The organism is Micromonospora sp. NBC_00362, from assembly GCF_026342155.1.
Taxonomy (GTDB): Bacteria; Actinomycetota; Actinomycetes; order Mycobacteriales; family Micromonosporaceae; genus Micromonospora; species Micromonospora hortensis.
The window spans coordinates 2,515,065-2,539,018 of the sequence record NZ_JAPENH010000001.1; the positions used below are offsets into that span (position 1 = coordinate 2,515,065).

Consider the following 23,954-nt stretch of genomic DNA (forward strand, 5'->3'; position numbering starts at 1 on the left):
CGGATCGCCGGCGTCGCCCCGCACCGACCTGGACGTCACACGACAGTCCGGTGCACTGAGCGATCACGCTGGTCATGCGGGGCAGCCTAGCGACCCGGCCGAGGCGACGACACCCCAATTCCGCGGTCCCGCCGATGCCCGAGGGGCCCATTGTCGTTTCGGTCGACTCGGGGCAGGGAACGTCCTCGGGACAAACGAGGGGTGATGATGAGCCGATACACACCACTGTCGATGGCCCGTACGCGACGCGCGCTAGCGCTGCTCGGCACCGTCGCACTGACCGCTGCCTGCACCGCCACCGAGGATTCGCCCGGCTCGGCCCCGGCAACCACCGCACCGGTCACCGCGTCGGCGTCAGCGCCCCCGACAGACCCGCCATCGCCGAGCGCGAGCACCCGGGTAACCATCCCGACCTCGGCCTTCGTCGAGCTGCCCGCCGAGCTGCGCAAGTCTCCGCGACGGACGACACCCGTCGAGGAGGCCCTGCCGAAGCTCTGCGGCAACGAGTTCGGCACCGGCGGCCGGCAGGTCACCGCGAGCGCCGCCATGACAGTCACCTACCAGAAGGCCGGCGAGCCCTCCAGCAACGTGCCGCAGGGGATGATCCACCAGACCATCTTCACCTTCGACGGCGACGGCGCCGCGGGTTACCTGAGCCGGCTCCGCACCGCCCTACAGACGTGCCCCTCGTACGACCAGTCCGGAAGCCGCGTCACCGTCAAGAGCAAGGCGCTGCCCGGGGTCGGCGACGAGGCGTTGCTGCTGACCCGGACGTGGCCCGAGACGAGCCTGAACGGCGAACGCACCGGCGGCACCGCGTCCAGCCAGATCGCTGTGGCCCGCGTCGACAGCGCGGTGACGGTCTTCGACGACCAGGGGTGGGAGGGCACCAGCGGCAACCCCGCCATCCTGGACCGGGTCGTCCGCGACGGCGTAGGCACCATCGACGCCTGGCAGCGGTAACCCCGAGGCCGCCGCCACAACGGCTTCCACCGACCGGTCCTGTTCTCCGTCGGATCATGGACACCTCGACCCGAGCCGCCCTCGCGCCCGGAGACTAGAGGATCTCGGTCCACAGTGACGTCGACGACCTGGATGTGGCGGCTGATGAAGGTTTCTCCCCCGGGCAGTGGCGAGCACCGCGACGGTCCACCGCACGCCGGCGAGCTGTTCACCGACCGGGAGAGCGAGTCCCAGGCGTTCAAGTCGACACTGAACCGTTTTCGCCAGCTGCTCGACAGCGACGACGAGGTCGGGGTCGCCCGCCACAACGTACTGACCTTCTACGGCCTGGGCGGCATCGGCAAGACCGCTCTCTCGGAACGGTTGGAGGCCTGGGTCCGTCACGATCTCCCGCTCGTCAACGGCTGGGGTCCACCTCCGGCCACCACCGTCGACGCGACGGCCCGCATCGACCTGCACGGCTCTGCCGGTCGAATGGACCTTCCGGCCGCACTGCTCGCGTTGAGGGCCGGTGCGGCCGGCATCCGCCGCCGCTGGCCGGTCTTCGACCTGGCGTTCACCGCCTACTGGTCGGCCCTCCGTCCCGGTGAGCCGCTGCCACGCTTCCGAGGGCGGGACGAGCTGGAGAACTCCGTGGCGGAGACGGCGGGCGAGGTGCTCAAAGACCTCGGCTCGCTGGCGGACCTCGCCGGTGGCACGGCCGCCTCGCTCGGAGTGCGTGGTGTCCGGAAGGTCGTCGGCGTACTTCGGCGCCGACGTGATCTGCGGCTCGCCGTCGACGGGTTCCCGGGCTTCGAGGATTTCCTGCTCCGCTGCGCCGACGAGCCGAGCCCCACCGAGCCTCGGCCGGCCCTGGCCTGCGAACTCGCCGCGGCTCTGTCGTGGGAGCTGGCCCAGATCGTTCCGTCGCCCCTGGTGGCGGTGTTCGTCGACACGACCGAGCGGCTCGCCCTGGACCCGCGACGGGTCTCGGAGGGGCACCTCAACCGGCTGATCCACTGCATGCCGAACGTGTTGTTCGTGCTGACCGGGCGCGATCTGCTGGACTGGTACGACGAGAGCCGCGTCGACCTTCCGCACCGCGGTGCCTGGACCTGGCCGGGGCTCGTGCCGGGAGCCTCGGACAATCCCCGGCAGCATCTCGTGGGCAACCTCTCCCCCTCGGACACCCGGGCGCTGATCCTGCGCGGACGTACCCGACTCGACCTGCCGATGAGCGACGACGTCGTCGAGCACCTCGTCCGATCGTCGGCGGGGCTGCCGCAGTATCTGGAACTGGCCCGGCAGGTCGCCATCTCGATCAAGGATGCCGGGGTTGGACGCCAGGTGAAGGCCCAGGACGTCACGGGCTCCCTCGGTTCGCTGGTGATGCGCATCCTCGACGACGTTCCGGCCGACGAGCAACGGGCCATCCGGGCCGCGTGCCTGTTCCGGGTCTTCGACACGCACCTGATGGCGGCCGCGGCGGACGTCGACCACGGGTGCGCCGAGCGGGCCGTTCGGCGTCCGATGATCGACCACCACCACGGCGACCGCTTCCCGTACCGGATTCACGACGCCGTCCGGGAGGCGATCCGCCGGTCCGACCACCAGATCTCCGGCGGCTGGGCCGAGCGCGACTGGGAACTGGCCGCCGGCCGGGCCGCAGCGGCGGTCCGACGTCTGCATGACGACGCCAAGGATCGTGAAGACAATCGCGAGGTCCTGGACCTGATCGGTGTCGCGGTCGTGCTGGTGTGCGAGCAGGGCACGACGCTGGAGCCAGCTCCGAGCGAGAACTACGCGGACTGGTTGTCACGCGCGATCGTGTTCAGTCCTTCGGTGCAGGGCCTACGGTCCCGGGTGCCGGCCGCGAGCCGCACCGGGTACGGCCGCCTGGTCCTGAACTTCATCGCGGCCAAGTCCATCGAGACGCCCGTGGACGAGCGGCTCAGTCTGCTCCGTGAGATCTTCGACTCCGATCACCCGCTCTGGACGCCCGCGGGCCGGCATCTGGGCTACACCCTGCGGCTGCACCAGCGTTGGGACGAGGCGCTCGCCGTCTTCGACGAGCTGGTCGCACGTAAGCCCACGCCACTGCACCTGGGGCAGCGTCCACAGGTGCTGAGCCTGGCGCGACGTTTCACAGATGCCGACCAGGCCGCGCACGGGCTCCCGGTGCGGAGCCACATCACAAGGGTGGCCGAGTATGCCCATGGCCGGCCGGAACGCTACTTCGCCGAGGTCTCCGACAACATGGCGAAGCTGCGCGGCGCCGGTCGCCAGCGGGAGTACCTGGAAGAGGTCGGCACACTGCTGATGCGGCGGGCGTTCTTCCGCGGCGATGTGAGCGCCGACGAGATGCTCGACTTCGCCGAGCAGGCCGACCTGTCCGGCCACCTGGTAGCTACCCGCTCGGCGCTGCTGACCACTGTCCTGCTGGGGCACTCGGCACCGACGGACATCGCGCTGGCCATCGACCGGCTACGAACCCTGGACGAGGCGTCGATGGGCGAGATCGGTTACCGCTACGGACTTGCCGAGTCCTGCACCGCACTGATCGACCGCGACCGGGACCGTCTGGAGCGACTACGAGACGAGCTCAGCCGGCTGACGTCGCGAACCCGGTCGATGATCCCGGTCGAGTGCTTCCTGGAGTCGGTCGGCCTACCACTGCCCGCTCAACCAACCCAGTGGCTCGAGCCCGCCGAGGTCGTCACCCGCCGCTGGGCCGATCACTTCGCGGCGTACGCCGCACGTCACAGGTGACGCCAACCCATCATCATCCGTCGCTACGGGAGGTTCGCCATGTCGGACGGTCAGGGAACGAAGGCGCCGTGGCTTCCGCCGCGGTGGTTCATCCGGCTGGCCTGGTCGGTGCACCGGGGCCTGTACCGGGTCACCGGCAGCAAAGTTGGGCTGTGGCGACCGCGCGAGCACCGGTGGGGCACGCTGCGGTTGACCACGACCGGTCGCCGCACCGGTCAGCAGCGCAGTGTCATCATCGCGTACTTCGAGGATGGCCCGAACCTGGCCGGGGTGGCGATGAACGGGTGGGGCGAAGGCGCCCCGGCCTGGTGGCTCAACCTCCAGGCCCACCCGGACGCGTCAGTCGAGCTGGCCGACGGGCGGCGGCTGGTGCGCGGTCGGGCCGCCACCGACGACGAGCGGTCACGACTGTGGCCACGCTGGCGCGAGGCCGACAAGAACTTCGACGCCCACGCGGCGCGGCGATCGTCGGAAACCACAGTGGTGATCCTGGAGCCCAGATCAGAGGGTGAATCCCCATCGTCGGGTCAACGGCCGAACGCGAGGTAGAGGCCCAGGCCGAAGCTCACGACCAGGACGATCGCGCCGACGGCGGCGCGGCTAGCTCGCGCGCCGAGGCCGCCAGTGCGAGTCCTCAACGGGAGGTCGGGTTGTGCCGGTGACCCTCGGCCAGGTTCGCGTCGTAGCCGGCGGCCTGGAGGGCGAACAGTTCGGCGTACCGGCCGCCGGTGGCGACGAGGTCGGCGTGTGTGCCGGCCTCGACGAGCCGGCCGTGGTGCAGGACGAAGATCCGGTCGGCGTGCCGGACGTTGGCGAGCCGGTGCGTGATGAGGATCGTGGTGGCACGACCTCTGCGGTCCCGGATCGTCTGGAACAGCGCGTCCTCGGCGCGGGGGTCGAGCGCGGAGGACGGCTCATCCATGATCAGCAGTTCGGCGTCGCGCAGGAACCCGCGAGCCGCGGTGATGCGCTGCCACTGCCCACCGGAGAGGTCCTGGCCCCGCGCGAAGGTCCGGTCGAGCAGCGTCTCGTACCCGTGTGGAAGTTCGTTGATCATGTCGTGGGCGACGGCGCGGCCGGCGGCGGCCTCGATGCGGTCCTGCCGGGCGTCGCTGTCGACGTCGCCGATGGCGATGTTCGTGGCCGCCGTGAACGGCCACTTGTGGTATTCCTGCGTCACCACGGCGATCCGGGCGCGCAGCCCGTCGACGTTCCAGTCCGACAACGGCCGACCGTTCCACTCGATACTGCCCTCGGTGGCAGCGCGAAGGCCGGCGATCATCGCGGCGAGGGTCGTCTTACCCGAACCGTTCTCCCCGACGAACGCGACAGTCTGCCCGGCGGTGATCGTCAACGTGACGCCGTCGACGGCGGGGTCGTCCCGATCGGGGTAGCGCAGGCTCACCTCGTTGACTGTCAACTCCCGCAGCCGGTCAGGATCGGCGGCGGCAGCGGGTCCGGTGCTGGTCGGTAGGTAGGCGTCGGCGCGGGCCATGAAACCGGTGTAGTCGCCGAAGTGCTGCCCCTGGGTGTAGACGTGGTCGACCTGGAAGGTGGCGATGGACAGCGACCGCTGCGCGGACTGCACAGCGATGACGCAGGTCGCCGCGGCGGCGAGCGGGATCTGCCCGTCGAGGAGCAGCAACCCGAGCAGGGCGTAGACGGTGCCGGTCGCGAGGCCGCCGACGATGGCTCCGACAGTGGTGGTCGTCGTGACTCGCCGGGCGAGGGCGAGTTGGATGTCGGTCTCCACCTGCATCACCCGGTCGTACTGGTCGAGCAGGAACCGGCGCAGCCCGTAGGAGCGCAACTCCGGGGCCGAGGCCCGTTCGGCCATCAGCTTGTGCAGCAACCACAGGCGACGTCGGCGCACCGACCCGGCGTTGTACGTCTGGTAACGCAGGTGACCGGCCCGCAGCGACGCCCACGCGTTGGGCACAGTGGCAACCAGCAGCGCCAGCAGCAGCAGCGGATGGATGACGATGACGGCGGCCGCCACGGCGAGCAGCCCGGCCAGCCCGGCGAGCAGGTTCATCGACGCCTGCACCAGCGCGATCGTCGACTCGGTGCCGCGCGAGGCGCGTTCCATGTCGTCGGCGAACGCGTCGGCGTCGAACGCCTCCAACCGGACCGCTGTGGACACCTCGAACAGGCCCCGCTCCACCTCACGGCTCACCCGGGGTGTCAAGCCGTTCTGCGCGTACCCGGTGGCGATGCCCATCCCCGCGCGGAGCGCGACAGTCGCCGCCAGCACGGCCAGCGCGGGCAGGGCCGCCCGCACCTTGTCCGCTGTCGGTCCACCGGCGAACAGTTCCACCAACACCCGCTGGGTGGCCAGCAGGCCGAAGGCGGCCATCACCCCCGCGCCGACAGTGGCCGCGGCCACCACTCCGGTACGGAACCGGTCCGCGCGCCAACTGATGCCGAGGGCTGTCCGGACGAGCCTGGGCAGTTCAGCGAAGACGGCGAAGAGGCCGGCCTCCGCCCGTGCCCGCACCCCCGTCTCCCACCACATCTCCCGCAGCTCCGGCAGCACCGACTCCGTACGCCCAGCGTGAGGCGTGCCGGGATTGGTGCGGTGAGCCTCTGCGGTGGCGGTCTCGCTCATGGACGTACCTCCGGGCGGCGCAGCCGTCGCCATTCCCTGCCGGGCTGGCGGGGCGGCGGGTGGCGGCTTTCTGGAGGATTGGACCACCCGAAGATAGCTCTCGGCAATCGCCCGAACACTCGCCGTTATCGATGCGATGTCGCCGTGAAGGCGTCCCGGTGCGTCACTGTGTGCGCGGAGCGTCGAGGCGCGCTTTCAGCGCCGTGGCGATCTCGCCCGCCGCGACGATCTGCTCCGGCGTGAGGGCGTCGACGAAGAGCTCCCGGATGGCGCGCAGGTGCGGAAAGGTGGCTCCCCGGAACGCGTCGGCGCCGGCCGCCGTGAGCAGCACCTGCGCCCCGCGGGGAACAGTGGCGCACTCCTGGCGGCGGATGAGGCCACGCCGCTCCATCCGCCCGAGGTGGTGGGAGAGCCGGCTCCGCTCCCACCCGATGTGCGAGGCGAGTTCGGACGACCGCATCACCTCGCCCTGCGCCTCACTGAGGGCGAGGAGCACTGCGTAGTCCCCGGTCGAGAGCGAGGAGTCGCCCTGTAGGCGGGACTCGAGCCGGGAGCCGAGCGCTGCCGTCGTCTCGATGAAGTCCCGCCAGATTCGCAGCTCGTCGGCGGTCGGGAGTTGGCGTCCGCCCCGCCGGCCGGGTGTGGCCTCCGTCATCTCACTCTCCTGGGAATTGACGTGTCAATCTCGAAGTTAGCATCATTGACACGTCAACCGGTAGGTCCCGCTCTCCGTGGATCGCCGGCGGATTGCACCGAGGAGGAGACGATGGCAGCTGCAGACTTCGAGCTGGGGCTCAACTCGTTCGGGGAGGTGGCCACCGACGGCGACCGGGTCCTGAGCGACGCCGAGACGGTACGGCTGCTCGTGGACGAGGCACGGCTCGCCGAGTCGGCAGGACTCGACGTGTTCAGCGTCGGTGAGCACTACCGCGAGGGCCACAACGACTCGGCGACACCAGTGCTGCTGGCCGCGGTCGCGACGGCGACCGAGAAAATTCGCCTCGGCACCTCGGTCACAGTGCTCAGCACGAACGACCCGGTACGGCTCTACCACGAGTTCTCCACCCTCGACGCCGTCTCCGACGGCCGCGCCCAGATCGTCCTCGGACGCGCGTCCGCTACCGAGTCGTTCCCGCTGTTCGGTTACGACCTGGCCGACTACGAGCGGTTGTTCGAGGAGAAGCTGGACCTCTTCCTGCGGCTTCAGCAGGACGAACCGGTCACCTGGTCCGGCACGGTACGAAGCCCACTGACGGCGCAGCGGCTGCACCCACTGATGCAGCCGGGCGGCATCCCGACCTGGATCGGTGTCGGGGGAAGCCCGAACTCGGTCATCCGCGCCGCCCGGCACGGACTTCCGCTCATGCTCGCGATCATCGGCGGGCGCCCCCAGCGCTTCACCGGCCACGTCGACCTGTACACCAGGGCGCTCGAACAATTCGGGCATACCCTGCAGCCAATCGGGCAGCACTCACTCGGCCTTGTCGCGGACACCGACGAGGAGGCGGTGGAGACGTGGTGGCGATACTGGCAGCCGGTCGTGGCGGCCCTGGCCGCCGAACGCGGCTTCTACAAACCGGACCGCGCGCGCTACGAGGCCGAAATCGACCACGGAGCACTCTTCGTCGGTTCACCCGAAACGGTGGCGCAGAAGATCGCCACTGTCGCTCGCGACCTGCGGCTGAGCCGCTTCGACCTGAAGTACGACATCATGCACCTGCCCCGCGAGGCACGCGCGCGCACCATCCAACTGCTCGGCAGTGAGGTCGCGCCGCGGGTCCGGGAGCTGCTGGCTAAGGAGCCCAACCATGTCTGATCTGCTGTTCGGCCTGGACACGTTCGGCGACGTACCGGAGGACGACAACGGCAAGCTCGTCTCCCACGCGGCGGCGATCCGGCAGGTCGTCGACGAGGCCGTGCTCGCCGACCAACTCGGGGTCGACGTCATCGCCCTGGGCGAGCACCACCGACCGGAGTACTCGGTCTCCACACCGGAGACGGTGCTGGCCGGAATCGCCACCCGCACCTCGCGGATCCGGTTGGCCTCCGGCGTGACAGTGCTGAGTTCCGACGACCCGGTACGGGTGTTCCAGCGCTTCGCCACAGTGGACGCGCTGTCGAACGGCCGGGCCGAGGTCATCCTCGGTCGCGGCTCGTTCACCGAGTCGTTCCCGCTGTTCGGCTACGACCTGCGCGACTACGACACCCTGTTCGAGGAGAAGATCGAACTGTTCGTCAAGTTGCTGGACGAGAAGCCGGTCACCTGGAGCGGCACCCTGCGTGCCCCGCTGGAGAACGCCGACGTGTTCCCGAAGACCGAATCGGGTCACCTGGACACCTGGGTCGGTGTGGGTGGCTCGCCGCAGTCGGTCGTCCGCACCGCCCAGTACGGGCTGCCACTCATGCTCGCCATCATCGGTGGCGCACCCGAGCGCTTCGCGCCCTACATCGACCTGTACCGGCGGGCCGCCGACCAGCTCGGTACGACCGCGCACCCCGTCGGCATGCACTCGCCGGGCTTCATCGCCGACACCGACGAGCAGGCCAAGGAGATCTACTGGCCGCACTACCGGATCATGCGAGACCGGATCGGCAAACTGCGGGGCTGGCCACCGATCCGCCGCCAGGAGTTCGACTCCGAGGTGGAGAACGGCTCCCTCTACATCGGTTCACCGGAGACGGTGGCCCGCCGGATGGCCCGTGCGATCCGCAGCCTCGGCGTCGGCCGGTTCGACCTCATCTACTCGGCCGGAGCGCAACCGGCCAGCGCCCGGATGCGCGCCGTGGAACTCTACGGCTCGAAGGTGATCCCCATGGTCCGCGAACTGCTGGCCTGATCAGCGCTTTCCCAGCGAGAGGACGACATGAACGACAACGACCGGAGCCAGCCGGCGACCCTCGGCATCCTCGGGGCCGGCAAGGTGGGCACGGTGCTCGCCCGGCTCGCCGTCGCCGCCGGCTACCGGGTACGGGTGGCCGGCTCCGGCGACCCGGCGAAGATCGCCCTCACCGTCGAGGTCCTCGCCCCGGGTGCCGAGGCCACGACGGCTGTCGACGCGGCGGCCGACGCCGACGTCGTCATCCTCGCCCTGCCCCTGGGCAAGTACCGCAGCGTTCCCGCCGAGGCGTTGCGCGGCAAGCTCGTGGTCGACGCCATGAACTACTGGTGGGAGATCGACGGCATTCGCGACGACCTCACCAACCCGCGTACCTCGTCGAGCGAGACCGTCCAGGCGTTCCTGTCCGGCTCACGCGTCGTGAAGGCGTTCAACCACATGGGCTATCACGACCTGGAGGACGAGGCCCGGCCGGCGGGGGCGACAGGCCGCAAGGCCATCGCGGTCGCCGGCGACGACGACGCCGACCTCACCGAGGTCGCGGCCCTGGTGGACGCGCTCGGCTTCGATCCGGTCGTCGCCGGCCCGCTGGCCGAGGGGGTACGACTCGAACCGGGCAGCGAGTTGTTCGGCGCCAACGTGAGCGCCGACGAGGTACGCGCCATGCTCGACCGCTTCGGAGAGTCGGAGCGGGGACGGATCATCACGGCTGCACGCACGGCGTCGTAGCCGTCACCTGGGGCCGCTCAGGTCAGAGATGATCGGGTCGCGGGGAGTCTCCGAACCCGCCCGCCGACCCGATCATCGTCATCGTGCCCCGGAGCTAGTTGTTGTTACGCCACCAGGGCGACCATCCGGAGCAGCCCCAGGCGCCACAGGCCCGGAACCGCACCCGACTGCCTTGATCTCGGTAGCGGTGAGTCGTGCCGTCCTCGTAGAAGTCGTAGTTGCACACTCCCCAGGCACCCTCGCCTTCGAGGTTCTGGCAGTCGCCACTGCGGTAGTTGTGCCAGGTTTCGCCGTAGTAGAGCTGGTTTTGCCATTCCCCGATGGCCGCGTACGGCGTGTCGCGGTCGTAGACCCAGATCTGGTCACCGTAGGCCCGGAAGCAGGCTTGGGCTGGCGACGACGAACTGGAGGAAGGGCCCGGCGCGTCGACGCAGTCCACGACGTCGGGCGGCCAGCCGGCCGGCGTCGCGATGGTAGCCGCGGCCGGCGCGCCGGCGAGTAGGACGAAGAGGGCCGCCAGGGCCACGATGAAAGCTGGTCGCGTTGCTCTCTTGACTGACATGAGGCGAACCCATCATCGCCACTCGAGCCCCACAAGCCATCAGGGTGTACGGAACAGTGCGGATTCGTTCCGAACGCTGGAAGACCGCTGTCGAACGACGGGCAACAGTTCCCGCGGTTCAGCCGTTGCCGAACGCCGCCCGCGGTTCGAGGTGCTGGCCCACGGCGTACTCCCGGTCGAAGTCGGTCGGGCCGAGCGCCTCGGTCGCCGCGGCGCGCATCCGGGCGAGGTCCGCGGCGTCGTCCGGGTCCGGCACCTGGCCGAGCGCCGCGAACGCGGCATCGGCGACACCGATCATCCGCGCCGCGCGGGCGTGGTCCCCCTCGGCAGTCGCGAGCGCGGCGCCAGCAACGCAGACGTACGGCACGAAGTCCGCCCAGCCGTTGCGGAACACCCGCTCGCGGTTCTCGGCGAACAGCGTCCGGGCCACCTCCACGTTGCCCAGCCCCAACTCGCAGAACGCCAGGTTGTGATATTCGGAGTTGACCGTCTTGGGCTGGCCGAGCGCCTCGTTGAGCGCGATGCTCTCGCGGTACAGGTCCCGAGCGCGGAGCAGGTCACCGGACATCCTCGCGACGCCGGCCAGCACGTGCCGCGGTCGTTCCTCCAGGGCCCGGTCGCCGGAGCGCAGCGCCACCGCGAGGGCCTCCCGGGCCCGTGCCTCTCCGCCCGGCAGGTCACCGCCGCGAATGGCGACCCGGGCGAGGCTGTACCGGGCCTCCACCTCGCCCGCCGGATCGCCGGCCGCCTGGGCCCGCTCGATCTCGGCCTCGCTCATCCGCACCACGGCGTCGGTCTCGCCTCGGCGAAACGCCGAGCGCACGCTCTCACTGAAGGTCATGACCCTCTCCCCCGTCACTGACTCCGCCCGGTCGACATCGTCCGTCACCGCGCGTGGAACATGGTCCAGGTCTCCACGAGCGTGAAGCCCATCGACTCGTAGAGCGGCCGACCCATCACGCTGGTGTGCAGGTAGGCGGCGTCCGCGCCGGCCGCGATGCCGTCCCGCAGAACCGTTTCGGTGATCACCCGGCCCAGGCCACGACCCCGGGCGGACGGAACGACGGCGATGTTGAACACGCCGATCACCCCGGCGGTCCGCATTCCGAGCCCGGTGCCGACGGGCCGGCCCGACTCCTCGGCCAGGTAGCCGGTGATGGGGTCGGCGTCGAGCACCGCACCACCCATCAGCGATCCGAAGAGGCCCTCGGGAACCTCGAAGCTCCGGGTGAGGGCGTCGGTGTAGAGATCGTTCTCGGCGGCGCCGACCTGACGAACCAAGGAACGCTCTGCCGAGCCGGCGCGGAAGGTGAGGTCGTCCGCCGCGCAGGCCAGCACTGGCAGCTCGGCGCGTTCGAGGAGGCCGTGCCGGGCGGCGAGCTCAGCGACCTGATCGTCCGCCTCGCCCCTCACGATGATCGACCACTGCGCGGCCTGCCCGCCGACCTCGGTCGCCATCTCGTCGAGGGCCCCGAGGTCGGGCTCCGTGGACCTGTCGTAGGCGGCGTTGAGCGTCGCGACGCCGGCCTGCGTCACCCCCGCGCGGGCGGTGCCCCGCTCGGCGTACCCACCCTTCGGGGTCATCCTGCACAGGGTCTCGAAGGCGTCGAAGTACGCCGCCGCCATCCGATCGGCGGTGATGTTCATTTCGGGACTCCCTAGACCGGTCGTTCTGCTTCGGTCGTCAACCTAGCCACCGATCACGCTGACCAGCAAATCACGGGCGCGAGGACCACCACCTGCTGTCCGGCTTCGAACCGATCAGGAATCGAGAAGCCCGCCAGAGGCCGAGCGGCCTAGCCTTTCCCCAGGTGAGCGGCAGCACGCCGAACTGGACGACGAGAGGGAGCCCGAGAATGTCCGCGAAGACCACCACCGTGTCCGACGGCTTCAGCCCCGAGGAGCGGGCCGCGATGAAGGAGCGCGCCGACGAGCTGCGCGCGGAGGGCAAGAAGGGCGCCAAGAAGGCGGACGGGCTGCAAGCGGTCCTCGACCGGATCGCGCAGATGGAGCCGGAGGACCGAGCGCTCGCCGAGCGCGTGCACGTGACGGTGACCGCTGCCGCCCCGGGCCTGATGCCGAAGACCTGGTACGGGATGCCCGCCTACGCGAAGGAGGACGGCAAGATCGTCGTCTTCTTCCAGGACTCCGGCAAGTTCAACTACCGGTACTCGACTCTGGGCTTCCAGGACCCGGCCAACCTCGACGACGGGGATCTCTGGCCGGTGGCGTACGCGTTGCAGCAGTGGAGCCCGGCCGTGGAGAAGAAGATCACCGAGCTGGTGCGGAGAGCGGTCTCCTGACCGACGCCCGCCCCCTCGTCGGCGCGCTCACGGTGCGATGATCGAGGGCCGGAGCCGATGGAGACAGGTGGTGGGGACGATGCGGTTTGAGCCTCCGGTGGTACGACGAGTCGCCCGATGACCAGCCGGGCCGGTGAGGTGTTCGACACCGGTCGGGCGGTGTCCGACATCGAGTCGTTGCTCGCCACGGACCTGCCCACTGGCGGCGTACCGGTCAGCGAGGGGGACCCGGCCACCGGTGAGTGGACGGGCACCCGAGGCGAGGGCTTCCAGATCGTTCCGCTCTGGGAGAGCGACGCCCTGACGGGTGTGTACGGTGCCGAGTGGAACCAGGCCGAGGATGCCGCCGAGGCGAACCTGGCCCTCGTCGTAGCGGAGTTGGACCAGAGGTGGGGCGCGCACCGCACGGTCTCCATGCGGGTGCCGCTGTTTCGGGATCAGGCCGGTGAACCCATGCCGGCGCTGTTCCAGTCGCTCTGCGACCTGGACTGCTACGGCGACCTGACCGTCTGGGGGCCGACGGTGGCCGACGGCCGGTGGGTGGCGGTCTCGGTCAACCAGTGTGACGGCGACGCTCCCATGATCATGACGGCGGTCGTCAGTCAACTATCGATCATCGAACTGTCGGACTGACCTGCCCGGTGACCCCCGGGTGCGGGGCCGTCATCGACGTTGCCCACGGCTCCTAGGGTTCGGGCATGTCGATCACAGACCAGGCGTTGGCCATCGAGGCGGCGGAAGCGGGAGCCGCAGTCGTCCGCTCCCGGTACGGCTCAACACTGACGCGCGTCATGAAGACCGCCGGCGACTTCGCCACCGCCGCCGACGTCGAGGCCGAGCAGGCCATCCTCGACGTCCTGCGCGCGGCGCGTCCGCAGGACGCCGTGGTGGCCGAGGAGAGCGGGCGCACGGGTGCCGGCGACAACGGGCGCACCTGGCTGGTCGACCCGCTGTGCGGAACGTTGAACTTCGCCGCGCGGACCATGCTGGCCTCGGTCAACGTCGCCCTGCGGGTCGGGTCGGACGTCACAGTGGCGGCCTCGGCGGACCCGTTCGCCGCCGAGGTGTTCTGGACCGACGGCACCGCCGCGTACGTCCGGGGCGCGAGGACGGACGAGCGACTCGTCCCGTCGGCCGAGTCGACGCTTGTCGACCTGAACCTCGACCCGCCCTTCCCCAACCGGGACGTCTTCCTGGCCGCCCGCATGCTCACCGACGAGGGCTTTCTCGCACAGTTTCGGCCCCGGGTGGTCTCCACCAGCCTGGCCGTGGCCTGGGTCGCCGCCGGTCGCCGCGCCGCCTATGTGACGGACCGTCACGACCTGCGGAACAGCGTCCACTTCGCGGCCGGAATCGCGCTCTGTCAGGCGGCTGGCTGCGTGCTCACCGGGCTCGACGGCCAGCCGCTGCACGCCGGTGGGGACGGCCTCGTCGTGGCCGCGGACGAGCGGACGCACGCCGCCCTGCTGACGCTCATCCGGAAACAGCGCTCGCGATAGACCCGACCTTGACATGAAGTGCGGTTGAAGTTCTAGCGTCCCTAGATGATCACGTCCGGGCGACAGTGCCCGGCCGTACGTCAGACGAGCACCACCATCGAAGGGATTCCGATGTTCCTGTCCCGCCTTCTCCGCCCGCGTACCGTCGCGAGCGCGCACTGCGACCTCCCCTGTGGCGTCTACGACCCGGCGCAGGCCCGCATCGAGGCCGAGTCGGTCAAGGCGATCTCCGAGAAGTACCAGGCCAGCGACGACCCGGAGTTTCGCACCCGCGCGTTGCTCATCAAGGAGCAGCGCGCCGAGTTGGTGAAGCACCACCTCTGGGTGTTGTGGACCGACTACTTCAAGCAGCCGCACTTCGAGAAGTACCCCCAGCTGCACGGCCTCTTCAACGAGGCGACGAAGCTGGCAGGTGCCGGCGGCGCGAAGGGCGCCGCGGACCCGGCGGTCGCCGAGCAGCTCCTCGGCAAGATCGAGGAGATCTCGAAGATCTTCTGGGAGACCAAGCAGAGCTGATCAGCCGGCACCGGGTGGCACCCGCCACCCGGTTCGGCGTACCGCGTTCGGGAGGAACCGCATGACGTCGCGCACCGACCTCGTCGAAGATTTGATGGGCCGTTTTCCACACGTGCCGCAGGAGGCGGTCCTCAAGGAGGACCTGCTGCGGGGCGGCCTCGCCTTCGACGACGCGGCACTGACCGACAACGAGCACGGCGACATCAAGCCGAAGTCGTACTTCATCTTCTCCTTCGACCATCGGACGCTGCCGGAGTTGGGGACGGCGGCGCTGCGCCGGCCACCGGAGGAGATCGTGCTCACCGGGGGCCCGTACGACCTGCGTCGTACCGTCGTCTCGGTCCGCACCAACCCCAGCTCGCCGTATCGCGTCGGCACCGACAACGACGGTCGACTGCGCCTCTTCCTGGACGGACGGCCGATCGCCGACGTCGGGCTGCCCCCCATGCCGGCGTACTACCGCCACACGCTCGCCAACGGCAAGTCGGTGATGGAGGTCGCCCCGACGATCCAGTGGGGCTACCTCATCTACCTCACCGCGTTCCGGGTCTGCCAGTACTTCGGCGCGAAGGAGGAGTGCCAGTACTGCGACATCAACCACAACTGGCGGCAGCACAAGCAGGCCGGCCGGCCCTACACCGGGGTCAAGCCGGTCGACGAGGTCCTCGAGGCTCTGGAGATCATCAACCGGCACGACGTCGATCGCGCGTCGCAGGCGTACACGCTGACCGGTGGCAGCATCACCTCGCAGGTCAACGGGCTGGCCGAGGCCGACTTCTACGGCCAGTACGCGCAGGCGATCGAGGAGCGGTTTCCGGGTCGGTGGATCGGCAAGGTCGTGGCCCAGGCGCTGCCCCGAGCCGATGTGCAGCGGTTCCACGACTACGGGATCCGCATCTACCACCCCAACTACGAGGTGTGGGACAAGCGGCTGTTCGAGTTGTACTGCCCGGGCAAGGAGCGGTACGTCGGTCGGGAGGAGTGGCACCGCCGCATCCTCGACTCGGCCGAGGTGTTCGGCCCGCGCAACGTGATCCCGAACTTCGTGGCGGGCGTGGAGATGGCCGCCCCGCACGGCTTCACCAGCGTCGACGAGGCAATCGCCTCCACCACCGAGGGGCTCGACTACTTCATGTCCCGGGGGATCACGCCCCGGTTCACCACCTGGTGCCCGGAGCCCACCACCCCGCTGGGCCGGACGAACCCGCAGGGCGCGCCGCTCGAATACCACGTCCGTCTGTTGGAGGCCTACCGGGCGACGATGGACGCCCACGGTCTGTCCAGCCCGCCCGGGTACGGCCCCGCCGGGCCGGGGCGAGCGGTCTTCTCGGTCAGTTCCTTCATGGACACCCTGCCGTCCACGGATTCCTGACGGACGCGCTCGGCTGGCCTCCCCATGCCGATCCGCCGAGGAGCGGTATACCTCGGAGGTATAAATATGCCTCTGAGGTATACCGCTCAGAACCGCATCCGCCCCGACGAAGGTTCCGACGGCGATCGGCCGAGCGACACTCGCCTAGCTGGCGTACGTCTCGAATTCACCGACCCGTGGCGTACCGCCGGAGCTGTTGATCTTGAAGTTGAGCTTGCTCGTCGCGGTTGCCGAGAAGGTGATCGAACCGGCCCCGCTGCCGGCGGCCAGGACCGCCCCGTTGTCGTTGTTGATCAACTGCCAGGACCCGATGGAGCCCTGGGTGCCGGACGGTTCCCGGATCACCACCCGGGACACCTGGGTCGCGGAGCCCCACTTGATCGAGATCGTGCCGGTCGCTCCGGCCGGTGACCAGTAGGTGCTCAGGTTGCCGTCGCGCACGTTGCCGTAGCTGGTTCCGCTGGCCTTGCTGGAGCCGTCGGCGCCGGCGCCGAGGCTGAGGTTGGTCCCGCCGGTGGGCGGAGGCGTCGTGGGCGGAGGCGTGGTGGGCGGGGGCGTGGTCGGCGGCGGGGTGGTGGGCGGCGGGGTCTGCGGCGAGCAACTACCGTTGGACACCTTCAGGCCCGTGTTGGCGCCGACCGTCTGACGGACGATGTCCGGCACGCAGCTCGCCCCGTCGAGGCTGTACGAGTACGGGATGCTGACCGTGGTGGTGGAGGTCGGGTTGGGGCCGGCGGGGTAGTTCTCGCTGCCGGCGCTGGACCAGGTCACGTTGTCGAAGACGTTGCCGGCGACCTGCCAGTAGCCGCGCTCGTTGGTGTAGAAGGTCCCCAGGACGTCCTTGGAGTTGCGGAAGTAGTTGTTCTCCACCTTGGCCCTGGCTCCGGCCCGAGAGTTGATTCCGGACTCGTGCAGGCTCACGTAGTGGTTGTTGTAGATGTGGGCGACCCCACCGCGCAGCAGCGGCGTCCGGGAGTCGATGTTCTCGTAGAGGTTGTGGTGGTACGTGATGAAGCCGTTCGACAGGTCGCTCTCGCTGGACCCGACGAGGCCGCCGCGACCGGAGTTGCGCAGGATGCTGTAGGACAGCGTCACGTACTGGGTGTTGTCCTTCATGTCGAAGAGGCCGTCGTACCCCTCGGACTCCCCGCCCGACGCCTCCAGGGTGACGTGATCGACCCAGACGTTGCGGACCGTGCTCTCCATGCCGATGGCGTCCCCACCGTTGGAGGTGGGCGAGCCCGACTTCTTGACGTTCCGGATGGTCACGTTCTGGATGATGATGTTGCTGGAGTCGCGGATGTGGATGCCGAGCTGGTCGAAGACGGCGCTACCGACCCCGATGATGGTGACGTTGCTGATCTGCTTGAGCTCGATCACGCCCGCGGCGGTGTTGCAGCTCGACCCCGACACCTTGCTGGTGTTGCCGTGATTGATGGTCCCGGTCACCTCGATGGTGATCGGAGTGCTGCTGCTGGTCCGACCGCACAGCGCGGCATGGATCGCAGTGCCCGTGGTGGCCCGTACCGTCTGCCCGCCCGCGCCGCCGGTGGTCCCGCCGTTCTGGGTGGCGTAGCCGGTGGCGCTGCCGACCGCCGCCGATGCCTGCGGGGTCGGTAGGACCACCCCGACCGCGATCGCCACCGCCGCCGCAGCCGCCGCGGCCAACACCGCCTGACGTCGCAGCACGACTGGTCGTCTCATGTCGCCTCACCTTCGCATTCGTCTCGTTCCAGGCTTCGCCCCGACGGACATCGCGACCACACCTACCGACGGACGTCATTCAGAAATTGGCGACAGTCAATCGCGAAGAGTTCATCGAGGTCTCTCGTGCCCTGGTGGAAGCAGGGTTGTGTCGTGCGAGCGGAGTGCGCCCGGTGCCATCGCTCGCCCGACCATCAAATGGAACATCGATGTAACGCAATCGTAGGAAAGCGGTTTCCCTGAAGGCAATAGCTGACGCTTGCAGGTTTGTTGCAGTGCTCGGTATTGACACCGCCAGGCCCGCCATCGATGCTCTGCTAAATCAGTTTAGCGACCGGCTCGCTCCGACCCGTCCCACTCCCGGTCCCCGGGCGGGATCGCTGGCTGAGAGCTCCACCCCCGAGAAAGGACACGCATGAGACTGCGAAGAGGACTGATCCCGCTCGCCGCCACCCTCGTCCTGGCCGGCGCCTCCGGCACGGCGTACGGCAGCGCGAGCGACAGCCGGGGCGCCACCGACGGAATCCGCAGCATCACCCCGATCACCACGGTCTACACCTACGGCCAGAAGGTCTCGGCGGTGGCGATCGAGTACGGGGCCACTGTCAACCCGCGCACCCTCGACACCGCCACGTTCTCGGTGACGGACACCATCTACAACTTCCGCTTCAACCCCATCGAGGACCTGCCGAAGCTCGCCGACCGGACCGTCACCCACACGTACACCAACGGAACACCGGGCACCCGTGCCGACCACCGGTCGGCGCCGGGCCGGTACGTCATCGTCGAACTCGACCCCGCCGACACCGGCGGTTCGACGGTCATCGTCTCGAAGTGCCCGACGTTCCTCTGCACGGTGAAGGTCAACCCCGAGCTGCCGACCCGGGTCGTGCAACGCAAGGACGTGCACGGCCAGCCCGGCCGTGGGGCCGGCAAGGGGCCGGTGCTAGCCCGGGCCACCCCGCGCGACTCCCGTCCCGTCACGGAGAAGCCGGTCAACCAACTGGTCGACGAGTTCACCTACGGCTCGTTCCTGAGTGGCGGAATGGTGCTGCCGTACCACTACCACCTGCCGAAGAACTACCAGCCGGGCCGCACGTACCCACTGATGGTCGTCCTGCCCGGTCACGGCATGGGCTGGGACGGTGACAACCTCGGCGTCCAACTCGCCGCCGACATCCCGGCGACCGCGTGGCTTCAACCGAGTTGGACCGGCACCCCCGAGGACGTCATCGTCCTGGCGCCCCAGCACCAGCGGGTCGGTGGGGTCGCCGAGGCGGACCTGCTGGTCAAGCTGCTCGACCAGTTCGCCGGCCAGTTCGCGGTGGACACCCGTCGGGTGTACGCGACCACCGTGTCGTACGGCTCGCAGCTGCTCTGGGAGGCGTTCGCCAAGCGTCCCGACCTGTTCGCCGGCGGGTTGGTGACCGGTGGGTTCCCGGTCAACGCCACCCAGGCGACCGCCATCGCGGCGGCCGAGGTGCCGGTGTGGATCACTCACGGCGAGCACGACCACCTGCTCAACGTCTCGGGCGCGCGCAACTCCACAGCGGTGCTGCGGCAGGCGTACGCGGCCCGGGGCAAGACGCCGGAGCAGACCGCCGACCTGGTGCGCTACACCGAGTACGCCGACGCTGCCTTCTCGGTGCCGGACTACCACGCGGCGTTCGGACCGACCTACGAGGACGCCAGCATCCTGCGGTGGCTGCTCAACCAGTCCAAGCCCTGAGGCTGGGGCCGGGCGACGCCCTCACCGTGATCCGGTAGCGCGACTCCCTCGCGCCGACCGGTCACCGGCGGGCGTCGCCCGCGTCGGACTCGCCAGCAGTGGCCGCGCCCCCGACGAGCACCGACTCCTGCCCCTCCTGCCGGCCCTCCTGCCTGGCGCGGGCCAGCAGCCCGGCCAGCCGACGCCGCCGGTGCCGGGCCGCCGCCCGCAGCCCCAGGAGCAGGCCGGCGAGCAGACCCAACAGTGCGAGCTGCGCCCACGGCACGACCCAGGTGGTGACGGTCGCGGAGGCCGGTCGGAGGTCGGCCCCGGCCTGGCCGTCGCCGAGCAGCTTCGGCGACGTGCTGACTGTCGTGCGGAGGCGCCCCAGGGCCCAGACGCCGCCGGCCCGGGTCTCCACCGTCCGAGCGCCGCCGGGCAGCAACTCCTCGACCTCGCTGGTGGCGTCGTGGCTGCTCCGGCCCAGGAGGTCGGACATCGCCACCCGACTCGTTCCGCTGACCCAGACGTTGCCGTCGTTCTCGACTGTGTAGCGGACCCGCACCGTGCCGCCGGCGAAGGGGTTCCACGACGGGGAGTACGTCGCGCCGAGGCCCCGGACGGCCAAAGCCGCCCGCGCGGTGCCGTTCACCCGCAGCATCACCCGGAAGCCGACGCGGCTCTCGACGTTGACAGTGCCGCCGGTGCTGGTGACGGTCGCGGCGATGCCGGCCGGGTGGTCGCCCGGTGTGGCGTCCACGGGCACCGTGATCGTGAACGGCACCACCCGTGTCTCGTTGGGGCCGACGGTGACCTTCTCCTGCACGTCGATCCAGGTGCCGCCGTCGACCGAGGGCCGGTCGGACGACAGCATGTTGAAGCGGCCCTTGTCGGTGAGGTAGCCGTCGGCGGCCTTCAGGGAGAAGGCGACGGCGGTGCGGCTGAAGTTCCGTACCGCCAGGTGCTCGGTGACGGCCTGCCCCGGGTCGAGGCTGGCGTTGATCCATCGGCGTTGGTCCGGCCCGGTCGCGGTAGCCGGCTGGACCGTCCAGGTCAGGGCCTTCGGGTCCGGTTCCGCCGCCGCCGCGCTCGGCGCGGCCACAACCGCGAGGGACGCGGCGGCGAGGACGACGAGCGCGCGGCGCAGCGGGGTGACGGTCATGAAACGGCCTTTCGGCACGGGGCTGGGCGGGGGCCTGATCCGGGCCCCCGCCCAGGCCACTACTCGAACAGTGAGAGCGTGAGGGTGGAGCTGTACTCGCCTGCGGCGACCTCCGCGGGGGTCCGCAGGTACAGGTCGGCGTTCACCGAGTACGAGTCGCTGGCGACGGCCTCGGAGTCGAAGGCCGAGACCAACAGCTCCTGGTCGACGAGGCCGACATTGTTGCCCGGCTGGGTCGCCTCGTCCAGGCTGGTCACCACCTCCTCGCCCTCGGTGACCAGGCCGGTCTCCCCGCCGTCGAGCAGGCGCGGCTTCCAGCCGAAGTGGTCGGCGGTGATCGGTGCCTGGCCGGCGGCGCCCGCGAAGTCGGAGGCGCTGCCGAGCACCGCCCAGTTGGCGCCGTCGGGGACCTCGTCGGCGACGCGGGTGTCGGTGACCGTCACTGTCGGCAGTGTGCCGACGAACTGGCGGACCAGCAGGGTCGAGCCGTCCTCGGACAGCGCGACGGCGTCGCCGGCGATCGACAGGGCGAGCACGCCCGGTTCCCTGATCTCGTCGATGTCGACGGTGACCCGCACGCTGGCGTCGTCACCGGGCTCGGCCAGTGCGGGCGACGGCAGCACCGCCGCCCCGGTCAGCACGGCGCCGACGACGCCGGCCGCGAGCGTCTGCCGCCGTTTGTATGTGTTCATGTGATCTCCGTTCTCCGCCATCAGGGGTTATCCGCCGCAGGTGCCGGCGGGGTGTTGCACGGTGCGGACTGTCGTCACGTCGTGTCCGCCGATCGCCCCGGTCACCCGGACCGTCGCCGAACCCGCCGGCACCGACACGGCACGGGTGTTGAAGGACTGGTAGGCGTTCGCGCCCGACGCGACGGCAGTGAACGACCGCTCGCCGTACGGCGTCTCGAGGGTGATGCCCACCGGCGCATCGTGGTCGTTGCGCGCCTGCACCGCCACGTACGCGTTACCGCCCACGCACCGCGCAGACGCGGTGAGCGTGACGGGCAGGTCGAGGCTGGCCGCCGCGAAGGCCCAGTTGTCGATCTCGAAGAGGTCGACACCGGCCGGACCGGTGTAGGTGAAGTAGACGTCGTGCACGCCGCTGACGCCGTCAAGCTCGGCGGACACCTCGGCCCACTGTCCGACCGGGCTGTCCACTGTGGCCGTACCGACGACGGGACCGTTGACGTCGTCCAGCCGTACCTGGATCTGCCCGCCGCCGGCCAGCGCACGCACCCGCGCCGTCAGGCTCTGCGCGCCGCTGTCGCCGAAGTTCACCGAGGACAGCGCCGACCAGTCCCCATTGTCGATGTCGCGGACCACGAGGTTGGGTGCCGCGCCACCGAACTGGGCGGAGCCGCCGTCGACCTTCGTGGTCGCGACGCCCTTGCTCCAGCCGAAGGTCTCGGCCTCGAAGACGCGGTACGGGTCGAAGTGGCGGACCTGGTCCACGCCGGCGTAGGTGCCGACGACCTGCTGGATGGTGCCGTCCGGGTTGAAGGCCAGTTCCTGGATGTGCGGGCTGCGATATCCCTGGGTGGTGTTGCCGTTGATGCGCTTGTTCAGCGTCGGGGCGTGGTACGTGAAGTAGTACTTACCCCCGAACTCGAACACCGACTGGTGGTTGTTGCCACCGGTGCCGGCCCCGAAGAACTGCGACTGGTTCGGGAAGAGCACACCGGCGTAGGTCTCCTTCGGCCACGACATCGGCCCGTCGGAGATCATGTAGCCGATCTGGCCACCCCCGGGGTAACCGGGGAGCGGCTGCTGGCTGCCACCGAAGTCGTTCCCGCCGAAGTGCGAGGAGTACGAGAAGTAGTACTTGCCCTGGCGCTTGAAGACGTGGCCCGCCTCGAAGGCGACCGGGGCGTCGACCACAGCGGCCGTCCCCTCGGTCGAGACCATGTCATCGCCGAGTTCGATCGACCTGATGTTCTTCGGGTTGTTGAAGCGCTCGGCCGGCGGCATGCTCGTCGACGCGGGACCACCACCGAAGTAGAGGTACGGCTGGCCGTCGTCGTCGACGAACGGGGCCGGGTCGAACTTCCACGCGACGGCCTCGGCGCCGGGGGTACGGCCGTCGATCAGCGTGCTGGTGCGCTCGCTGGTCCACGGGCCGAGCGGCGACGCACCTGTGATCACGTTGCTGGAGCCACCGCCGTTGGCGTAGTAGAGGAAGAACTTCTCCACTCCGTTCACCACCTTCTTGGTGATGCCCGGAGCCCACGAGTTGGCGGTGAACGGGGCCACCCCGTTCGGGCCGGCGACCTGGATCTCACCGTGGTCCGTCCAGTTCACGAGGTCCTCCGAGGAGATCACCGTGATCTGGTTGATGTCGCCGTAGTTGATCCCCGGTGAGACGCCAGTGGTCGGGTTCGGCGCGTAGCCCTGGGTGTCGTTGGTCATGTACATGTAGACCCGGCCGTCGTGCACGAGGCCGAAACCGTCAGCCCCGAACTTGTGCCCGATCAACGGGTTGTGTTCCCCGGGCAGCTTGCCGACGACCTCGATGGTCTTCGACGCGGGCGCGGGCGGCGCGGCGCCGACCACTGACACGTCGTCGAGCTTGAAGTCCATCAGGTGCAGAGCCGGGTCGGTGGACGGCGCGCTCGTCCACGGGGTCTCGAAGAACAGGCGCGCCGTCGACACGCTCTGCGTCGTCGGGATCGTGAACGTTCCGTTGAACTGTGCCCACTGGCCCTTCGTCGCCGTCACGCTGACGAGGTTGGTGTAGGTGCCACCGCCGTAGTGCATCGTGGCGAAGAACTGCTTCGTCGCCGGTCCGCTCTCGTTCTCGTACTTGATGCGGGCCGTCAGGGTGTAGGCCTGCCCGGCCTGCACCTTGCCGCTGAGGTCCTGCATCGGGCCGGACCCGGCGGTCGTCCGGCTGGTGACGAGCGCCGCGTTCGCGCCGGAGTGGGCGTCCGACGTGGCCGACAACTGGGCGCCGTCGGAGGCGTTTCCGTTGTTGACGAACCAGTTGGTCAGCCCGTCCTCGAACCCGCCGTTGACGACGAGGTTCGTGTCGGCGGCCTGGACCGGCGACGCCGGGGCGACGAACCCCGTGGCCAGCATCAGGCCGACCGTCGCGAGCGCTGCGACCCGTCCTCGGGTCGCCCGTCGCATTCGTTGTTCCACGAGACATCCTCCTTCATCTCTGACGTGCGGTCATCGGTGTACGGGGGATCGGTGGGTGCGCTTTCCGTGGGTGGTCCGGACATCAGGGGTCGACTGCCGCCGC

General features: G+C 69.5%; 21 protein-coding genes. 12 read left to right on the forward strand and 9 right to left on the reverse strand.

The window, feature by feature from the left end:
- The first annotated feature begins 204 nt into the window (after nucleotides 1-204).
- The 3 genes from OG992_RS11395 (at nucleotide 205) to OG992_RS11405 (ending at nucleotide 4,260) form a co-directional block, all read left to right on the forward strand.
- Nucleotides 205-963 carry a hypothetical protein gene (locus tag OG992_RS11395; protein WP_266303191.1) on the forward strand — a complete coding sequence of 253 codons (759 nt, stop codon included), beginning with the start codon at nucleotides 205-207 and terminating at the stop codon, nucleotides 961-963.
- A gap of 114 nt (nucleotides 964-1,077) precedes the next feature.
- Nucleotides 1,078-3,711 carry a hypothetical protein gene (locus tag OG992_RS11400; RefSeq protein WP_266303192.1) on the forward strand — a complete coding sequence of 878 codons (2,634 nt, stop codon included), beginning with the start codon at nucleotides 1,078-1,080 and terminating at the stop codon, nucleotides 3,709-3,711.
- A gap of 39 nt (nucleotides 3,712-3,750) precedes the next feature.
- The gene (locus OG992_RS11405) at nucleotides 3,751-4,260 is read left to right on the forward strand and encodes a nitroreductase/quinone reductase family protein (protein ID WP_266303193.1); all 510 of its coding nucleotides are present in this window, start codon (nucleotides 3,751-3,753) and stop codon (nucleotides 4,258-4,260) included.
- 85 nt (nucleotides 4,261-4,345) lie between these two features.
- On the opposite strand, the gene OG992_RS11410 is transcribed toward OG992_RS11405, so the two are convergent.
- Nucleotides 4,346-6,319 (reverse strand): ABC transporter ATP-binding protein, encoded by a 1,974-nt coding sequence (locus OG992_RS11410; protein WP_266303194.1) that lies wholly within the window; start codon nucleotides 6,317-6,319, stop codon nucleotides 4,346-4,348.
- Nucleotides 6,320-6,482: 163 nt separating this feature from the next.
- Nucleotides 6,483-6,974 (reverse strand): MarR family winged helix-turn-helix transcriptional regulator, encoded by a 492-nt coding sequence (locus OG992_RS11415; RefSeq protein ID WP_266303195.1) that lies wholly within the window; start codon nucleotides 6,972-6,974, stop codon nucleotides 6,483-6,485.
- A 111-nt stretch (nucleotides 6,975-7,085) separates the two neighbouring features.
- Between OG992_RS11415 and OG992_RS11420 the strand changes: the two genes are divergently transcribed.
- Genes OG992_RS11420 through OG992_RS11430 form a run of 3 tightly spaced genes read left to right on the forward strand, consistent with a single transcriptional unit; the run spans nucleotide 7,086 to nucleotide 9,885 of the window.
- Nucleotides 7,086-8,135, forward strand: coding sequence for an LLM class flavin-dependent oxidoreductase (locus OG992_RS11420; RefSeq protein ID WP_266303196.1), 1,050 nt, complete (start codon nucleotides 7,086-7,088; stop codon nucleotides 8,133-8,135).
- The gene (locus OG992_RS11425; protein ID WP_238686411.1) at nucleotides 8,128-9,156 is read left to right on the forward strand and encodes an LLM class flavin-dependent oxidoreductase; all 1,029 of its coding nucleotides are present in this window, start codon (nucleotides 8,128-8,130) and stop codon (nucleotides 9,154-9,156) included. The genes OG992_RS11420 and OG992_RS11425 overlap by 8 nt, the downstream gene beginning before the upstream one ends.
- Before the next feature lie 27 nt (nucleotides 9,157-9,183).
- Nucleotides 9,184-9,885 (forward strand): NADPH-dependent F420 reductase, encoded by a 702-nt coding sequence (locus tag OG992_RS11430; protein WP_238686412.1) that lies wholly within the window; start codon nucleotides 9,184-9,186, stop codon nucleotides 9,883-9,885.
- Between the two features lie 94 nt (nucleotides 9,886-9,979).
- Here the strand turns inward: OG992_RS11430 and OG992_RS11435 are convergent, their stop codons facing one another.
- From OG992_RS11435 to OG992_RS11445, 3 genes are all read right to left on the reverse strand, one after another.
- Nucleotides 9,980-10,447 (reverse strand): hypothetical protein, encoded by a 468-nt coding sequence (locus tag OG992_RS11435; RefSeq protein ID WP_266303197.1) that lies wholly within the window; start codon nucleotides 10,445-10,447, stop codon nucleotides 9,980-9,982.
- A gap of 118 nt (nucleotides 10,448-10,565) precedes the next feature.
- Nucleotides 10,566-11,288, reverse strand: coding sequence for a tetratricopeptide repeat protein (locus tag OG992_RS11440; RefSeq protein WP_266303198.1), 723 nt, complete (start codon nucleotides 11,286-11,288; stop codon nucleotides 10,566-10,568).
- A gap of 44 nt (nucleotides 11,289-11,332) precedes the next feature.
- Nucleotides 11,333-12,094: a GNAT family N-acetyltransferase gene (locus tag OG992_RS11445; RefSeq protein ID WP_266303199.1), complete on the reverse strand. Its 762-nt coding sequence runs from the start codon at nucleotides 12,092-12,094 to the stop codon at nucleotides 11,333-11,335.
- 209 nt (nucleotides 12,095-12,303) lie between these two features.
- Here OG992_RS11445 and OG992_RS11450 point away from each other — a divergent pair, with 209 nt between their 5' ends.
- The 5 genes from OG992_RS11450 (at nucleotide 12,304) to OG992_RS11470 (ending at nucleotide 16,137) form a co-directional block, all read left to right on the forward strand.
- Nucleotides 12,304-12,750: an iron chaperone gene (locus OG992_RS11450; protein WP_238686416.1), complete on the forward strand. Its 447-nt coding sequence runs from the start codon at nucleotides 12,304-12,306 to the stop codon at nucleotides 12,748-12,750.
- Between the two features lie 117 nt (nucleotides 12,751-12,867).
- Nucleotides 12,868-13,383 carry a hypothetical protein gene (locus OG992_RS11455; RefSeq protein ID WP_266303200.1) on the forward strand — a complete coding sequence of 172 codons (516 nt, stop codon included), beginning with the start codon at nucleotides 12,868-12,870 and terminating at the stop codon, nucleotides 13,381-13,383.
- Between the two features lie 65 nt (nucleotides 13,384-13,448).
- Nucleotides 13,449-14,249, forward strand: a complete 801-nt coding sequence (locus OG992_RS11460; protein ID WP_238686420.1) for an inositol monophosphatase — start codon at nucleotides 13,449-13,451, stop codon at nucleotides 14,247-14,249.
- Nucleotides 14,250-14,360: 111 nt separating this feature from the next.
- The gene (gene sodN, locus OG992_RS11465) at nucleotides 14,361-14,765 is read left to right on the forward strand and encodes a superoxide dismutase, Ni (RefSeq protein ID WP_238686611.1); all 405 of its coding nucleotides are present in this window, start codon (nucleotides 14,361-14,363) and stop codon (nucleotides 14,763-14,765) included.
- 61 nt (nucleotides 14,766-14,826) lie between these two features.
- Nucleotides 14,827-16,137: a radical SAM protein gene (locus OG992_RS11470; RefSeq protein WP_266303201.1), complete on the forward strand. Its 1,311-nt coding sequence runs from the start codon at nucleotides 14,827-14,829 to the stop codon at nucleotides 16,135-16,137.
- A gap of 144 nt (nucleotides 16,138-16,281) precedes the next feature.
- On the opposite strand, the gene OG992_RS11475 is transcribed toward OG992_RS11470, so the two are convergent.
- Nucleotides 16,282-17,841, reverse strand: a complete 1,560-nt coding sequence (locus OG992_RS11475; protein WP_266303202.1) for a polysaccharide lyase family 1 protein — start codon at nucleotides 17,839-17,841, stop codon at nucleotides 16,282-16,284.
- A 415-nt stretch (nucleotides 17,842-18,256) separates the two neighbouring features.
- Here OG992_RS11475 and OG992_RS11480 point away from each other — a divergent pair, with 415 nt between their 5' ends.
- Nucleotides 18,257-19,570: a hypothetical protein gene (locus OG992_RS11480; protein WP_266303203.1), complete on the forward strand. Its 1,314-nt coding sequence runs from the start codon at nucleotides 18,257-18,259 to the stop codon at nucleotides 19,568-19,570.
- A gap of 61 nt (nucleotides 19,571-19,631) precedes the next feature.
- Here the strand turns inward: OG992_RS11480 and OG992_RS11485 are convergent, their stop codons facing one another.
- Genes OG992_RS11485 through OG992_RS11495 form a run of 3 tightly spaced genes read right to left on the reverse strand, consistent with a single transcriptional unit; the run spans nucleotide 19,632 to nucleotide 23,851 of the window.
- Nucleotides 19,632-20,711: a hypothetical protein gene (locus OG992_RS11485; protein ID WP_266303204.1), complete on the reverse strand. Its 1,080-nt coding sequence runs from the start codon at nucleotides 20,709-20,711 to the stop codon at nucleotides 19,632-19,634.
- Nucleotides 20,712-20,770: 59 nt separating this feature from the next.
- On the reverse strand, nucleotides 20,771-21,403 hold the full coding sequence (locus OG992_RS11490; RefSeq protein WP_266303205.1) for a hypothetical protein: 633 nt from the start codon (nucleotides 21,401-21,403) through the stop codon (nucleotides 20,771-20,773).
- 27 nt (nucleotides 21,404-21,430) lie between these two features.
- Entirely contained in the window at nucleotides 21,431-23,851 is a 2,421-nt protein-coding gene (locus OG992_RS11495) for a family 43 glycosylhydrolase (protein WP_266303206.1), read from the reverse strand.
- Nucleotides 23,852-23,954: the final 103 nt, after the last annotated feature.

Bases quoted from the DNA above. Each gene is read 5' to 3' on its own strand.
- OG992_RS11490 (WP_266303205.1), bottom strand. From the start codon at position 21,403: ATGAACACATACAAACGGCGGCAGACGCTCGCGGCCGGCGTCGTCGGC.
- OG992_RS11395 (WP_266303191.1), top strand. From the start codon at position 205: ATGATGAGCCGATACACACCACTGTCGATGGCCCGTACGCGACGCGCG.
- OG992_RS11445 (WP_266303199.1), bottom strand. From the start codon at position 12,094: ATGAACATCACCGCCGATCGGATGGCGGCGGCGTACTTCGACGCCTTC.
- OG992_RS11405 (WP_266303193.1), top strand. From the start codon at position 3,751: ATGTCGGACGGTCAGGGAACGAAGGCGCCGTGGCTTCCGCCGCGGTGG.
- OG992_RS11415 (WP_266303195.1), bottom strand. From the start codon at position 6,974: ATGACGGAGGCCACACCCGGCCGGCGGGGCGGACGCCAACTCCCGACC.
- sodN (WP_238686611.1), top strand. From the start codon at position 14,361: ATGTTCCTGTCCCGCCTTCTCCGCCCGCGTACCGTCGCGAGCGCGCAC.
- OG992_RS11485 (WP_266303204.1), bottom strand. From the start codon at position 20,711: ATGACCGTCACCCCGCTGCGCCGCGCGCTCGTCGTCCTCGCCGCCGCG.
- OG992_RS11475 (WP_266303202.1), bottom strand. From the start codon at position 17,841: ATGAGACGACCAGTCGTGCTGCGACGTCAGGCGGTGTTGGCCGCGGCG.
- OG992_RS11435 (WP_266303197.1), bottom strand. From the start codon at position 10,447: ATGTCAGTCAAGAGAGCAACGCGACCAGCTTTCATCGTGGCCCTGGCG.
- OG992_RS11455 (WP_266303200.1), top strand. From the start codon at position 12,868: ATGACCAGCCGGGCCGGTGAGGTGTTCGACACCGGTCGGGCGGTGTCC.
- OG992_RS11470 (WP_266303201.1), top strand. From the start codon at position 14,827: ATGACGTCGCGCACCGACCTCGTCGAAGATTTGATGGGCCGTTTTCCA.
- OG992_RS11425 (WP_238686411.1), top strand. From the start codon at position 8,128: ATGTCTGATCTGCTGTTCGGCCTGGACACGTTCGGCGACGTACCGGAG.
- OG992_RS11440 (WP_266303198.1), bottom strand. From the start codon at position 11,288: ATGACCTTCAGTGAGAGCGTGCGCTCGGCGTTTCGCCGAGGCGAGACC.
- OG992_RS11450 (WP_238686416.1), top strand. From the start codon at position 12,304: ATGTCCGCGAAGACCACCACCGTGTCCGACGGCTTCAGCCCCGAGGAG.
- OG992_RS11480 (WP_266303203.1), top strand. From the start codon at position 18,257: ATGAGACTGCGAAGAGGACTGATCCCGCTCGCCGCCACCCTCGTCCTG.
- OG992_RS11430 (WP_238686412.1), top strand. From the start codon at position 9,184: ATGAACGACAACGACCGGAGCCAGCCGGCGACCCTCGGCATCCTCGGG.
- OG992_RS11420 (WP_266303196.1), top strand. From the start codon at position 7,086: ATGGCAGCTGCAGACTTCGAGCTGGGGCTCAACTCGTTCGGGGAGGTG.
- OG992_RS11410 (WP_266303194.1), bottom strand. From the start codon at position 6,319: ATGAGCGAGACCGCCACCGCAGAGGCTCACCGCACCAATCCCGGCACG.
- OG992_RS11460 (WP_238686420.1), top strand. From the start codon at position 13,449: ATGTCGATCACAGACCAGGCGTTGGCCATCGAGGCGGCGGAAGCGGGA.